Consider the following 13,352-nt stretch of genomic DNA (forward strand, 5'->3'; position numbering starts at 1 on the left):
GATCCGCTGCCACGGCAGGAGTTGATGATCATGGCCGGACGGGTGGTGCACTTCGAGATTCCGTTCGAGGACGGCGACCGCGCACGCGGCTTCTATCGGGAGGTCTTCGGCTGGAAGGCCGACACGATGCCGGAGTTGGACTACACGATGGTCGCTTCCGGGCCGACCACTGAGACCGGCATGCCCGCCGAGCCGGGATTCATCAACGGCGGGATGCTCGCCAAGGAACTCAGCCCCGCGTCGGGTCCGGTGATCGTGCTCGACGTCGACAGCATCGACGACACGCTCGCCGTCATCGCCAAGCAGGGCGGCGCGACCCTCGTCGGCCGGACCACGGTCGGTGACATGGGATTCGCCGCGTACTTCGAGGACCCCGAAGGCAACGTCATGGGGCTCTGGGAGACCGCGTGATCCCGCAGGGCCCGTGGCCGGTGTGGTCACGGGCCCTGCGGACCCCGGTACGGCAGCGTCTGGTTGTAGACGATGTTGGTGTTCGTGCTCCCGAAGAGCGCGAGCTCGTTGACGATCTCCTCCAGCCGTCCCATCGACGGGGCCGCGATCTTGAGCGAGTAGCAGTCGTCACCGGTCGTGCGGAGGCATTCGAGGATCTCGGTGCGCTCGGCCAGGAGCTTGTGCAACGGCGCGTGTTTGCTGCCCGGGTACTTCAGCCGCACCACCGCGAGGACCATGTATCCGGCCTTCTCCAGATCGACCTCGGCGCGATAGCCGGTGATCACCCCGGCCGACTCCAGGCGCTTGACCCGTTCCGTGGTGGCCGACGCGCTCAAGCTGACCCGCTTCCCCAGCTCGGTGAGGGGCAGGCGCCCGTCCTTCTGGAGCTCGACCAGGATCGCCCAGTCCGTCGCGTCGAGAGTCTCGGCCATCCGGCGAGAATACCGGCAGATCCACGGCGGAAACGGCCGAACGCCGGGAAAGATCCCTTCCCGGCATTCGGGCCCCGCCGATAGCCTTGACCTGTGCGAATAGGTGTCAACGTCCCGAATTTCGGACCGGGGACCGACCCCGGGATCCTCCGCGGCTGGGCCACGACGGTCGAAGGCCTCGGCTACGACCTGCTCATGGTGTCCGACCACGTCGTCGTCACCCCCGACGTCGCCGAGCAGTACCCGGCCCCGTTCTACGAACCGTTCACGACGCTGTCGTGGCTCGCCGGCGTGACGGACCGGATCCGGCTGGGCACCACCGTGCTCATCGTGCCGTATCGGCATCCGCTGCTCATCGCCCGCATGGCGGCGAACCTGAACCAGCTCAGCGGTGGGCGGCTCGTGCTCGGTGTCGCGTCCGGCTGGGCCCGCCAGGAGTTCGAAGCGCTCGACGTCCCGTTCGAGCAACGGGGGCGGCTGACCGACGGCCACCTCGACGCCGTCCGGAAGGCGTGGGCCGACGACGCCGACTATCGCGCCGGCGACATCCCGATCTGGGTCGGCGGCAACAGCGACGCCGGGATCCGCCGCGCCGTCCGGATCGGGGACGCCTGGCACCCGCTGCGCGCCACCCTCCCCTGGCTCACCGAAGCGCTCACCAGGGTCAAGACCATCGCCGACGCCCACGACCGGCCGGTCCCCGCGTTCGCGCCTCGGATCCTGCTCGACGTCACCGAACGCCCGGTCACCGGGCCCGATCGCGCGGCCGGAGAAGGCACGATCGAGCAGATCGTCGAGGACCTCGAGCGCCTTCGGCACCTCGGCGCCGAGACGGTCGTGCTCGACCCGTTCTCCGGCGATCCCGACGAGACCCTCCGCCCGGAAGCCGCCTGGCAGGCATTGGCGACCGTGGCCGCACACTGGGAACTTGGCCGCTACCGAACCGAACAGGACCGACGATGACCGAAGAAGACGAGAAGTTCCTCCGCCGCGCCATCGAACTGGCCGCGAAGTCCCGTAAGGACGGTGACCCGCCCTTCGGTTCGCTGCTCGTCGGTTCCGACGGCACGGTGCTGGCCGAAGACCACAACACCACGGTGTCGCAATCGGACATCAGCCTGCATCCGGAGCTGAAACTCGCCGTGTGGGCCGCCCGCGAACTCGAACCCGCCGTCGCCGCTGCGACCACCATGTACACCAGCTGCCAGCCGTGCGGGATGTGCCAGGGCGCCATCGAACGCTCCGGCCTCGGCCGGGTCGTGTTCGCCCTCTCCGGCGAACAGGTCACCGCCCTGAAGCCGCCCGCCGCCGCACCGCCCGTCCGGCTGGAGGGACCGGCGCTGTACGACGAGGCCCGGGTCCCGGTGGAGGGCTACTACACCTCGTGAGTGGCGGTTCGGGTTCTAGCCGAGGGTGTCTTAGGTTCCTACTGGCTTCCTGCCGTCGTTGACTTCCCGGCCCGGTCTGTGGGGGCCTGGGGGGCTGGAGCCGGTGTCGCGAAAGCCACTTTCGAGACATCAGAGGTCTCGAAAGTGGCTTTCGCGACCTGATCACCAGGCCTGGCCACGGCCGACGTTGCGAAAGCCACTTTCGCAACGTTGAAGGTTGCGAAAGTGGCTTTCGCAACCCCGGCCGAGCCCAGCCGGCGGTACCGAGCGCCTCGGGTTCTCGTGAGTGGCGATTCGGGTTCTAACCCGAATCGCCACTCACGAGACTCGCGGTGACACCGTAACTCGCGTGCACGAAGGCGTAACTCGCGTGATCAGCGGCGTAACTCGCGAGTGTCGCTTCCAGACACGCGAGTTACGTGCCTGATCACGCGAGTTACGCCTTTACGCACGCCGCGCACCTGCGTTCCCAGTCCGTGAAGGCCGCTAGGATGATCACGATGTCCGCCGAACTCGTGCCCACCGCGCCGGAACCACCGTCCCGGCTTCCGGAGACCAGGCCCGAGAACCGGCGGCGGATCCTCGCCGAAGCCGTCGCGTCGCTGCCCGCGCTTCCCCCGGCCGACCCGCTCGACCGGTACGCGATCCGGCACATCACCACGCTCTGGCTCGAGACCGACAAGACCGACCACACCCGCCGCGCCTACTACGCCGACCTGTCGGCCTGGCTCGGCTGGTGTGCCCGCACCGGGCTCGACCCGCTCATGGCGCGCCGTGCCGACGTCGACGCCTGGAAGAACACCCTCACCGTCACCGGGAAGGACGGCCTGCCCCGGCCCGCCGCCGACTCCACCGTCGCGCGCACCCTCGCCGGCATCTCCAGCTGGTACCGGTACCTGCAGTCCAACGACATCGCCGACCGCAACCCGGTGTCCGCGGTCAACCGGCCCAAGACCGGCAAGACCCCGCCGCTGCCGGCGCTCGGCGGCGAGTCGACGGCGAAACTGTTGAACCACATGGAGAAGCGGGCCCGCGCGAACGACACCGAACCGTCCTGGCGCGACGCCGCCGTCGTCGCGATCCTGTTTTACACCGGCCTGCGCGTCTCCGGTCTCACCACCGCCACCGTGCAGGACCTCGACACCGACTCCGGGCACACGATCCTGCGCTACACGGCCAAAGGCGGTCACCGCGACTTCGTCCCGCTCGTCCCCGCCGCCCAGCACCCGCTGCGCCGCTACCTCGAACTGCGTGCCGCACGCACCGGCGTCCGCCCCGACGAGCTGACCGGCCCGCTGCTCGCGACCATGCCCCACCGCTACGACAGCACCAAATCCGGCGGAAAACCCCTGGCACAGCGGGATGTCTGGTTCCTCCTGCGGGCGCAGGCCCGGGCCGCCGGGCTCGCCGAAGCGAACACCATCTCCCCGCACACCGCGCGGCGCACCACCGGGACCCTGCTGCTGGCCAACGACGTTCCGGTGCAGAAGGTCCAGGACCTGTTGGGACACGCCGACATCCGTACCACCCGGGACCGCTACGACGCGCATCGCCACAAGCTGGAGACCTCTCCCGTGCACGCGCTCGCGCAACTGCTCGCCGACGCGCGCCACCGTCAAAGCTGAGACTTCGTCGCCCCGATCACCACACCGTCGACGCGCGCGAGCCAGCTCCCGCACAGACACCGGACGTACTCCAGCCTCCCCTGAGAGACCCGCTGGGACGTCGTCGCGCTTCCAGGCAGTTCGGCCAGCGGCCACCCACACCGCGGGCACTTGTTCGCTTCCATACCCTGATCGTGCTGTAATGAGTCAATGCACTTCAACCCTTACGGTGGAGCGGCGGCACAGATCGCCGCCGACCTGGTCAACCTCGGCGACGCCGCCGACCCGGCCACGCTGACCGCGATCTTCCGCGACCGCATGACCGTCGCCGCCGTGAAGGACCACGAATCGGCCGAGATCATCGCCTGGGCCAAGCGACTCCGGGACGTCTTCGAAGCCGGCCCGGCCACCCGCGTCGACCTGGTCAACGCGCTGCTCCACGATTCCGCGTCGAAGCCCTACATCTCCACCCACGACGGCAAGGCACCCCACCTGCACTACGTCGACGCACACGCCGGCACCGCATCTCGCGTCCAGGCCTACACCGCGGGAGGGCTCGCACACCTCGTCTGCGATGCCCCGGACCGCTTCGGCGTCTGCTCACGCGAAGGCTGCGAAACGGTCTACGTCGACGTCTCCCGCAACGGCCGCCGCCGTTTCTGCTCCACCCGCTGCGCCACCCGGGTCCACGTCGCCGACCACCGGAACCGGCAAGCGAGCTAGGTCCGGCGCACCAGACAAAGGAGCCCTCGCAGTACCTGGATCACCAGGGTCTCCCAGCCGCCCGAAACGCCTGTCAACCTCGTCGAATCGCCCTTGCCGACGACAGGAGACCCATGGCGGACAACCGATTCACCCCTCACCCGGAACTGTTCGATCTGAGCGGAAAGCTCGCCCTTGTCACCGGCGGCACCAAGGGCATCGGGACGATGATCGCGCGCGGCCTCCTCCAGGCGGGCGCCCGTGTCGTCATCAGCTCACGCAACGCCGACACGTGCGCGGAGGCGCAGCGTCCGCTGTCCGAATTCGGCGACGTCCGAGCGATCCCCGCCGACTTGTCCAGGCACGACGAATGCCGGCGTCTCGCTGATCTGGTCAGTGCCGACTCGGACCACCTGGACATCCTGGTCAACAACGCGGGAGCGATGTGGCGAGAGCCGCTGGAGACGTTCCCGGACGAGGCCTGGGACTCGGTGCTCGACCTCAACCTCAAAGCGCCGTTCTGGCTGGTGCAGGCGCTGCTCCCGGCACTGCGCGCGGCGGGCACCGCCGACGATCCCGCCCGGGTCATCAACATCGGCAGTATCGCCGCCATCCACGTCGCCGAATCGCCCAACTACTCGTACGCCGGCAGCAAGGCCGCTCTCCATCAACTCACCAGGGTGCTCGCCCGAGAACTGGGCCCACACCACGTCACGGTGAACGCGGTGGCCCCAGGACCGTTCCCCTCACAGATGATGGCGGCCACGCTCGATACCCTCGGCGACACGATCGCGGCGAAGGCCCCTCTGCGCCGGCTCGGCCGCGACGACGACATGGCCGGTGTCGCCGTCTTCCTCGCCAGCCGGGCGGGGTCCTACCTCACGGGCACCGTCATCCCGGTGGACGGCGGCATCGCGACGACCGCATCGGGGACCTGAGCGTCGGCCTACGGTGAGGGGATGGTCACGATGGATCCACGCGCCGACATCCGCGAGTTCCTCAGCTCCCGGCGCGCCCGCATCACACCCGAGCAGGCAGGCCTGACCGCGTATGGCGGCAACCGGCGGGTCAAAGGCCTTCGCCGCGAAGAAGTAGCGCTACTGGCCGGGGTCTCGGTCGACTACTACGTGCGCATGGAGCGCGGCGGCCTCGCCGGCGCTTCCGACGGCGTGCTCGAGGCGCTGGCCACCGCCTTGCAACTCGACGAGGCGGAACGCCAGCATCTGTTCCACCTCGCGCGCCGATCCGGCACCCCCAGCGGCCCACGCCGACGTCGGCCCACCGCGACGGTGCGCTCCACGCTGCAGCAGGTGCTCGACGCCATCTCCGACGCGCCTGCCTGGATCGGAAACGGCCGGTATGACGTGCTCGCCACGAATCAACTCGCTCGCGCGCTGTATTCACCGGTACTGGACGACCCGCGACGGCCCGCGAACACAGCGCGGTTCGTCTACCTCGCCCCCGAAGCGGCCCGAGAATTCTTCGTCGACTACGACCACGTCGCCGACGCTGTCGCCACCAAGCTACGCATGGAAGCCGGGCGCAACCCCCACGACGAGGAACTGATCGCCCTGGTCGGCGAACTGTCCACGTGCAGCGAGCCGTTCCGGCGGCGATGGGCATCTCAGGACGTGCGACTGCACCGATCCGGCCGCAAACGCGTGAACCACCCGATCGTGGGCAGGCTCGACTTGGACGTCGAACCCTTGGAACTGGCCGCCGAACCCAACCTGCACCTGAACGTCTACACCGCACCCGCGGGCACACCGACCGCCGACAACCTGACGCTCCTGGCATCGTGGGCGGCCACCCAGCAGACACCGGCGACCGAATAGACCAACCCGCACCGGGCCACTAGATCGCGTACCGCCACGCCGTCAACGCGTGCGCCGAGAACCACGCGCCCAGCACCACCCACGCCACCGCGGCCGCCACCGCCGTCACCGTCCGCCGCTTCGACAACCCGATCGCGATCGGCACCAGCACCGGGAAAGCGGGCAGGATGAACCGGATCTTCGCGTCCGGCAGCCCCCGCGTGCCGATCGCCAGCAACAACACCCCGGCCCCGTACAGCGTCAACGGCCACGGCACCCGGATCAACGCCGCCACCACCGCCAACGCCACCGCACCCAGCAGCAACAACACCGTCAGCGTGCTGAACACCGACTCGTCCCCGGTCAACCGCGCCACCACCGAATCCACGGTCTCCGCACCGAAATCGAACTCGGTGTTCCAGCCCCGCAACTCGATGTCCTGCCAGCCGGTCCAGCTGCCCGTCCGATACGCGACGAACCCCAGATACCCGGCGACCCCCAGCGGAGCCACCACCGCACCCGCCAACGCCCACCAGCGCTCCTCGGTACGCCGGAAGACCGCGATCAACGCCGCCACCACGACCACCGCGACCAGCACCACCGCCGTCGACCTCGACAACCCCGCCGCGAAAGCGCACAGCCCCGCCAGCATCCAGCGCCGCTCCAGCACACCCACCAGCGACCACACCGCGAACGCGCAGAACACCGCCTCCGTGTAGGCCATCGAGAACACGATCGCCATCGGCGCCCCGGCCCACAACGCCACCAGCAACAAGCCGGTCCGGTCACCCCGCTCCGGCGAAACCGCCCGCCCGATCCGGATCAACCCGCACGCCAGCACCAGACCGCCCAGCACCGACACTGTCAACGCCGCCGTCACCACATCCGGCCCGAGCCACATCACCGCACCGACGAGCTTCGGATACAACGGGAAGAACGCCATCGGCGCGTCCGAATACGGCTGCCGCGCCGCGTCTAGCGTCCCCGGCAGATCCGCGTACCCGTGCACCGCCAGCCGCAGATACCACTGCCCGTCCCACGCCGTCAGCCGATCGGTCAGCGTGGCACCACGCCGGGCGGCCAGCAGATCGAGCAGCTGGACACTCGCCGTCCGGATCACCAGATACAGCAGGATCGCCCGCGGATAGGGCGACGTGGCGAGTCTGTCGAGGAGCCCCTCGAACACACGCGCCGGACGCCCCTGCCGGGGTCCCTTCTCGGGAGCGGCGGGCTGATCAAGGTCGTCGACTTCTCGAAGCACGCTCAGAGTGTCCACAATGCCGGGTCAGCTCGCCGTTCGGTCCCGGAGATTCCCCGGCCCCGCACAGGTGGGAAAGCCCACAAACCAGGCTTGTGACCCCACCTCGATCTTGTGTTTCCCAGCCACCGCCCCCGGCTCCTACGTTCGAAGGCATGAGCGAACAGAACCTCAAGGACACCGTCGCGATCATCGCCGGCGGAGCGAAGAACCTCGGCGGACTCCTCTCCACCACCCTCGGCGAAGCCGGCGCCAAAATCGTCGTCCACTACCACGGCGACGCCTCCGCCGCCGACGCCGACAAGACCGTCGAAGCCATCCGCGGCGCCGGCTCCGAAGCCACCGCCGTCCAAGGCGACCTCACCGAGGTCGCGGACGTCCGCCGCCTCTTCGACACCGCCATCGACACCTTCGGCCGCGCCGACATCGCGATCAACACCACCGGCATGGTCCTGCGCAAACCGATCCTCGAAACCACCGAAGAAGACTACGACCGCATGTTCGCGGTCAACGCCAAAGCCGCCTACTTCTTCATCCAGGAAGCCGGACGACGCCTCTCCGACAACGGCAAGATCATCAGCCTCGGCACCTCCCTGCTGGCCGCCTTCACCGACGGCTACTCCACCTACGCCGGCGGCAAAGCCCCGCTGGAACACTTCACCAGGGCCGCCGCCAAGGAATTCGCCGACCGCGGCATCTCGGTCAACGTCGTCGCGCCCGGCCCGATGGACACCCCGTTCTTCTACCCGCAGGAAACCCCCGAGCGGGTCGAATTCCACAAATCCCAGGCCATGGGCGGACGACTCACGAAGATCGAGGACATCGTACCGATCATCCGGTTCCTGGCCACCGACGGTGGCTGGTTCACCGGCCAGACGATGTTCCCCAACGGCGGCTACACCACCCGCTGACCCTTACGCTGGCCAAGACGCCGTAGACCGGACACGAAGGGGAACCCCGGGGTGGGCCTGGACCTGTACAAGCTGAACCACCTCATCGCCGTCGCCGAAGAAGGCAGCTTCACCCGCGCGGCGACCCGGCTGCACCTGAGCCAGCAGGCGCTGTCGACCTCGGTGCGCACGCTCGAGCGGGAAGTCGGCGTCCCCCTGCTCGAGCGGAGCGCCACCGGCGTCACCGTGCTCCCCGCCGGACAGGCACTGATCGCCGACGCCCACCTCCTGCACGGCATCGCCGACTCCGCCGTCCAGCGCGCCAGGCGCATCGGCCGCAGCGAACCGGAACGACTCCGCGTCGGCCACACCCCCGCCGTCACCGGCGACGAGGTCACCGCCCTGCTCCGCAAACACCAGACCGACCCCGGCCTGATCATCGACGTCAACCAGCGCTACCCCGACGAACTCGTCGCACAACTGCTCGGCGGACAACTGGACCTCGGCCTCGGCCGCGCGCTGACCCTCGCCCACGGCCTGGTCGGGACCACCCTGATCCGGCAGCGGCTCAACGTCGCGGTCGCCGCCGGGCACCGGCTCGCCGAGCGCGAATACCTCGCGTTGACCGACCTCGACGGCGAGGAGATCACCGTCTGGGGACACCCTGGCCGCTCCGGATACACCGATCTGCTCGTCAACCTCTGCCGCGACGCGGGATTCGAACCCCATGTGCGCCGCAACCCGATTCAGGGGACGCCACCGGTCACCGCCGTCCTCGACTCCGAAGGCGTCGCGTTCGTGACCGCACCACCAGGACCGGCGGCAGGCGGCGCCGTCCACGTCCGGGAACTCCGGCCCGCCGTGCACGTCCCACTACAGGCACTCTGGCCGCAGCACAGCACTTCCGACGCACGCCAGGCGTTTCTCGCGTCTGCCCAGGGGTTCTAGGCGCCGCGCCGGTCGTGGTGGTCCAGGAGCTTCGACAGCAGCTCGGTGAAGCGCTTCCGCTCGTCGGCCGACAGCGGAGCCAGCAGCTCGTCCTGCCGTTCGGCCAGCTGTTTCTCCAGCCGACGTAGCTGCCGCCGCCCCGCGGCGGTCAGTGAGATGACGTTACGCCGCCGATCGGCCGGATCCGGGGCACGCTCGACCAGCTCACGCTCGGCGAGCTCGTTGATCGTCGCGACCATCTCGCTCACGTGGATACCGCTCCGACGGCCCAGCATCGCCTGGCTGGCCGGCCCGAACTCGTCCAGCGTCGCCAGCACGCGGTAGTGGTAGCCGCGGGCGTCGACGGCGGAGAACCCGTCGGTCACCAGGCGATGCGCGTGGTTCGCGGTCTGCGTGAGCAACCAGCTGGGCAGCTTCCGCCAGCCGCCGCGCGGCTCCTCCGAGGGGTTCTCCATGTGACGAGTCTAACGAATCGTTGGGCACCCGAACGATTCCAGTATCGTTGGGCCACCAAACGTTTAGTGGCCCAATGAACCGAGGAGCCGTCGTGACGATCCAGCCCTTCCACATCGACATCCCCCAGGCCGACCTCGACGACCTCGCCGACCGGCTGGCCCGCACCCGCTGGCCCAACGAGGTCGCCAACGCGGGTCTCGACTACGGATTCCCGCTCACGCGGCTCCAGGAACTCGCCGAATACTGGCGAACCGGGTACGACTGGCGAGCCCACGAGGCCGAACTGAACAAGCTTCCCCACTTCACCACCGAGATCGACGGCCAGAACATCCACTTCGTCCATGTCCGGTCGGCGAACCCGGACGCGCTCGCACTGGTCCTCACCCACGGCTGGCCCGGCTCGTTCCTGGAGTTCCTCGACCTGATCGAGCCACTCGCGCGCGATTTCCACCTGGTGATCCCCTCGATCCCGGGCTATGCCTTCTCCGGCCCGACCCACGACCGCGGCTGGAGCGCCGACCGGATCGCGCGTGCGTGGGCGGAACTGATGCGCCGCCTCGGGTACGAGCGCTACGGCGCCCAAGGCGGCGACTTCGGCTCCGGGATTTCGACGGCGCTCGGCGCGGTGGCCCCGGAGCACGTCGTCGGGGTGCACGTGAACTACCTGCCGACCCGGCCGGATCCGGACGCCGGCATCGAACTGTCCGAACAGGACGAAGCCCGCCTGGAGAAGGTGAAGCGGCTCATGGCGAATCGCCCGCCGTATCAGGCGCTGCAAGCGGCGACCCCGCAGACCATCGGCTACGCGTTGACCGACTCGCCCGTCGGACAGCTCGCCTGGATCGCCGAGCGCTTCGCACAGTGGACGGACCCGCGTACGCCGGTCAGCGACGACCGGATGCTCACGGACATCTCGCTGTACTGGCTGACCGCGACCGCGGCTTCGTCCGCACGACTCCACCACGACGCCGGAAGAGGAAACACTCCTTGCCGTGTACCGCTCGGCGTCGCGGTGCTCCCGTGTGACATCACGCAGTCGGTGCGGCCATTGGCCGAGCGGCTGTACGACATCAGGCACTGGTCGGAGTTCGAACGTGGTGGCCACTTCGCCGCGATGGAGGTTCCGGATCTGCTCGCCGCGGACATCCGCGAGTTCTTCCTCGGCCTCGTCTGAGCGGGCTTTTCCGGTAGATGACCAGATTTCTGCGTTGAACGGAGCCGTATAGGTCGTTATACATTTAAGGATTCAACGTGCCGCCGGAAGGTCGGACTTCGACCGGCCTCCCGGCTGTCCGGAACCGCCACAATCCCCGCCGTCCAGGGCCCGAAAGAACACGGCACTCCCCTCCCCCGAGGCGATTCCTGGCAAGCAACCCTCGTGGCACTGAGTGCCAGCACATCTCCCCTACTGATCATTCAAGGCTGCGTTGACCTTGGCGATCACGTCGTGCAGAGGGGTCGCCGTGGTCATCACCGCGACCATGGTCGTCTCGGGCGCGGCGTCCTGGACCTTGAACGCGTCGATCACCAGCGCGAAGGCCTCCGCCGCGCTGGCGGCGATGTCGTCCTGCCCGCCGCTGCGCAACCAGCGCCGGAGCACGTGGTTGTTGGCGGCCGCGATCGCCGCGGCCGCCACGGCCGCCCGCAGGCTCGCCGTCTCGTCGCCCTGTTCGGTGAAACGCGCCCGCAGGTAGCGGGCGAGTACGCGCTGGTAGCGGTCGACGGTCGCGACTTCCTTGTCCCGCAACGAAGGCACCGTCCGCGTCAGCGTGAACCGCTTGAGCGACACGTCGAGCTCCGCGGCATAGGAGTCGAGGACCAGGCCGACGGCGGCACAGGCCACCTCGACGGGATCACGATCCGGATCCGCGGCGGCGAACGTCTCCTCCATCTCCGCCACGATCTCGTCGTGATTGGCGAAGAGCACGTCGTCCTTGGCGTCGAAATACCGGAAGAAGGTTCGCCGGCCCACTCCCGCCGCGGCTGCGATCTCGTCCACCGTGGTGGCCTCGTAACCCTTGGCCACGAACAGGTCCACCGCCGCTGCGGCGAGCGCACGACGCAGACGGCGCCTTCCGTCGGGGGTCGCGCCTGCTCTGGTCACCGGCGCTCGGCGCGGCGAATCGGTCATAGCGGGACGGTAGCAGCCACTTGCTAGTGGCACTGAGTGCCGTTACGCTGTGCGGAGTCCCCACCCCCCGCCCGGAAGGCGCCGACGATGTCGCTGGACCACCAAGTACTCCCGGTCGAGTCACGTTCGATCCGCCCTCGGGGCGACGCCTTCTACGGCCGGCTCTTCGGCTGGTCGCTCAAATGGCGCGGGCCGCAGCCGTTCCTGGTGCTCGAAGGCGGGATCTGCGCGGTGACGCTGCCCAAGATCAACGGCGCCCAGGTCCTCGGCAGGCTCGCCGAGACCGGATGCGACGGCCCTGCCATGGCGGTACTGACGCAGCAGGGTCCGCGAGTGGCCATTCTCGCGGAGACCGACGGGTTGATCCCCGCTCGCGAGTCCCTGCCGCAGCACGTCGAAGTACTCGCTTGGGGCACGCTGCTCCCACTTCCCGCCGACTCCGGACGAGCCGAGGCCCACGCGGAATGGCTCTCGGCACCGGATCCCCGGCAGCGGTGGCTTCCCAGCCTGGACGCGGTCCTCGCGGGCGTCCGGCCGAGGTAGCGCACGCGGTTCATGCCGCCACCTCCGCCTGAGCGGAGACGAACAGGGCTCCACCGTCCGATTCGGACAGTGTGATCTCGAGGGTCGCCCCTTCCGCCAGCGGCGGAAGATCGCTCAGGGTCACGCGGCCGATCAGCCGTTGTCCACGGCGCGCGTTCACCGCCCCGGAACGCCGGACTTCGATTCCCGAACGGCGCCACACCCGAACGCCACCTGTCGTCCGGCTACGCCACTGGCTTCCGCACCAAGCCGCGAGGGCGGCCCCCGCCGTGTTGCACAGCACGTCGTCCAGCGAACCCACCCGCCCGGCGCCCTGCCAGACCTGAAGGCACTCGATCGACACGGACATGGCGAACGCCGCCAGGACGATCCTCGGCACCGGCTTCGCCCAGTCGAAGCGCATTGGCGCCAGTACCGCGAGCGGCGCCAGCAGCAGGACGTTGCCCGCCAACTGGAACAGGGCGAGGTCCGGGCGGTCGTCGAACACGGGCAAGACGTCGCCCAGCAGGTGGAGACTCACCGGCGAACCGTGGCCCGGCATCGGCGCCGGTACGAAGACGACCGGGATCACCGCGAAAAGCGATGCCAGCAAAGCGAAATCGAGTGCGATCAGGTACCGGCGACGCCGGTTTCCCCGACGGCGCGCGACGAACTCGGTGACGACCGCACCGGCCGCGGCGGCGAGCAGCGACCACGGTGCGGCGTCGAAGAATGCCTGCCACCACCAGCCCATG

The 13,352-nt window shown here is 68.9% G+C and carries 16 protein-coding genes; 11 read left to right on the forward strand and 5 right to left on the reverse strand.

Features of this window, described 5'->3' with window-relative positions; genetic code table 11:
* The first annotated feature begins 30 nt into the window (after positions 1 to 30).
* The gene (locus NQK81_RS02960; protein WP_257486937.1) at positions 31 to 411 is read left to right on the forward strand and encodes a VOC family protein; all 381 of its coding nucleotides are present in this window, start codon (positions 31 to 33) and stop codon (positions 409 to 411) included.
* A gap of 26 nt (positions 412 to 437) precedes the next feature.
* On the opposite strand, the gene NQK81_RS02965 is transcribed toward NQK81_RS02960, so the two are convergent.
* A complete protein-coding gene (locus NQK81_RS02965; protein WP_257486938.1) occupies positions 438 to 884 on the reverse strand; it encodes an Lrp/AsnC family transcriptional regulator in 447 nt (148 codons plus the stop codon).
* 93 nt (positions 885 to 977) lie between these two features.
* Between NQK81_RS02965 and NQK81_RS02970 the strand changes: the two genes are divergently transcribed.
* The 6 genes from NQK81_RS02970 to NQK81_RS02995 all read left to right on the forward strand — a co-directional run bounded on the left by NQK81_RS02970 (position 978) and on the right by NQK81_RS02995 (position 6,413).
* Positions 978 to 1,847, forward strand: a complete 870-nt coding sequence (locus tag NQK81_RS02970) for an LLM class flavin-dependent oxidoreductase (RefSeq protein ID WP_257486939.1) — start codon at positions 978 to 980, stop codon at positions 1,845 to 1,847.
* A complete protein-coding gene (locus NQK81_RS02975; protein ID WP_126732953.1) occupies positions 1,844 to 2,272 on the forward strand; it encodes a nucleoside deaminase in 429 nt (142 codons plus the stop codon). The genes NQK81_RS02970 and NQK81_RS02975 overlap by 4 nt, the downstream gene beginning before the upstream one ends.
* A 500-nt stretch (positions 2,273 to 2,772) precedes the next feature.
* Positions 2,773 to 3,897, forward strand: coding sequence for a tyrosine-type recombinase/integrase (locus tag NQK81_RS02980; protein WP_257486940.1), 1,125 nt, complete (start codon positions 2,773 to 2,775; stop codon positions 3,895 to 3,897).
* A 189-nt stretch (positions 3,898 to 4,086) separates the two neighbouring features.
* Entirely contained in the window at positions 4,087 to 4,599 is a 513-nt protein-coding gene (locus NQK81_RS02985; protein ID WP_126732951.1) for a CGNR zinc finger domain-containing protein, read from the forward strand.
* A gap of 113 nt (positions 4,600 to 4,712) precedes the next feature.
* Positions 4,713 to 5,516, forward strand: coding sequence for an SDR family oxidoreductase (locus NQK81_RS02990; RefSeq protein ID WP_257486941.1), 804 nt, complete (start codon positions 4,713 to 4,715; stop codon positions 5,514 to 5,516).
* Between the two features lie 21 nt (positions 5,517 to 5,537).
* Positions 5,538 to 6,413, forward strand: coding sequence for a helix-turn-helix transcriptional regulator (locus NQK81_RS02995; protein WP_257486942.1), 876 nt, complete (start codon positions 5,538 to 5,540; stop codon positions 6,411 to 6,413).
* A 19-nt stretch (positions 6,414 to 6,432) separates the two neighbouring features.
* On the opposite strand, the gene NQK81_RS03000 is transcribed toward NQK81_RS02995, so the two are convergent.
* Positions 6,433 to 7,653: a putative hexosyltransferase gene (locus NQK81_RS03000; protein WP_257486943.1), complete on the reverse strand. Its 1,221-nt coding sequence runs from the start codon at positions 7,651 to 7,653 to the stop codon at positions 6,433 to 6,435.
* Positions 7,654 to 7,805: 152 nt separating this feature from the next.
* Between NQK81_RS03000 and NQK81_RS03005 the strand changes: the two genes are divergently transcribed.
* The gene (locus tag NQK81_RS03005) at positions 7,806 to 8,561 is read left to right on the forward strand and encodes an SDR family oxidoreductase (protein WP_257486944.1); all 756 of its coding nucleotides are present in this window, start codon (positions 7,806 to 7,808) and stop codon (positions 8,559 to 8,561) included.
* Between the two features lie 51 nt (positions 8,562 to 8,612).
* Positions 8,613 to 9,488 (forward strand): LysR family transcriptional regulator, encoded by an 876-nt coding sequence (locus NQK81_RS03010; protein WP_257486945.1) that lies wholly within the window; start codon positions 8,613 to 8,615, stop codon positions 9,486 to 9,488.
* On the opposite strand, the gene NQK81_RS03015 is transcribed toward NQK81_RS03010, so the two are convergent.
* Positions 9,485 to 9,943 (reverse strand): MarR family winged helix-turn-helix transcriptional regulator, encoded by a 459-nt coding sequence (locus tag NQK81_RS03015; RefSeq protein ID WP_257486946.1) that lies wholly within the window; start codon positions 9,941 to 9,943, stop codon positions 9,485 to 9,487. The genes NQK81_RS03010 and NQK81_RS03015 overlap by 4 nt on opposite strands.
* A 92-nt stretch (positions 9,944 to 10,035) precedes the next feature.
* On the opposite strand from NQK81_RS03015, the gene NQK81_RS03020 reads away from it, so the two are divergent.
* Entirely contained in the window at positions 10,036 to 11,118 is a 1,083-nt protein-coding gene (locus tag NQK81_RS03020; protein ID WP_257486947.1) for an epoxide hydrolase family protein, read from the forward strand.
* Positions 11,119 to 11,349: 231 nt separating this feature from the next.
* On the opposite strand, the gene NQK81_RS03025 is transcribed toward NQK81_RS03020, so the two are convergent.
* Positions 11,350 to 12,075: a TetR family transcriptional regulator gene (locus NQK81_RS03025; RefSeq protein WP_257486948.1), complete on the reverse strand. Its 726-nt coding sequence runs from the start codon at positions 12,073 to 12,075 to the stop codon at positions 11,350 to 11,352.
* A gap of 87 nt (positions 12,076 to 12,162) precedes the next feature.
* Here NQK81_RS03025 and NQK81_RS03030 point away from each other — a divergent pair, with 87 nt between their 5' ends.
* A complete protein-coding gene (locus tag NQK81_RS03030) occupies positions 12,163 to 12,618 on the forward strand; it encodes a glycogen operon protein GlgX (protein WP_257486949.1) in 456 nt (151 codons plus the stop codon).
* Positions 12,619 to 12,628: 10 nt separating this feature from the next.
* Here NQK81_RS03030 and NQK81_RS03035 read toward each other — a convergent pair whose 3' ends face one another.
* Entirely contained in the window at positions 12,629 to 13,351 is a 723-nt protein-coding gene (locus NQK81_RS03035) for a VanZ family protein (RefSeq protein ID WP_257486950.1), read from the reverse strand.
* Between the last annotated feature and the right edge of the window lies 1 nt (position 13,352).

Origin of the sequence: Amycolatopsis roodepoortensis, assembly GCF_024628825.1 — a bacterium.
In the GTDB taxonomy this organism is placed as follows: Bacteria; Actinomycetota; Actinomycetes; order Mycobacteriales; family Pseudonocardiaceae; genus Amycolatopsis; species Amycolatopsis roodepoortensis.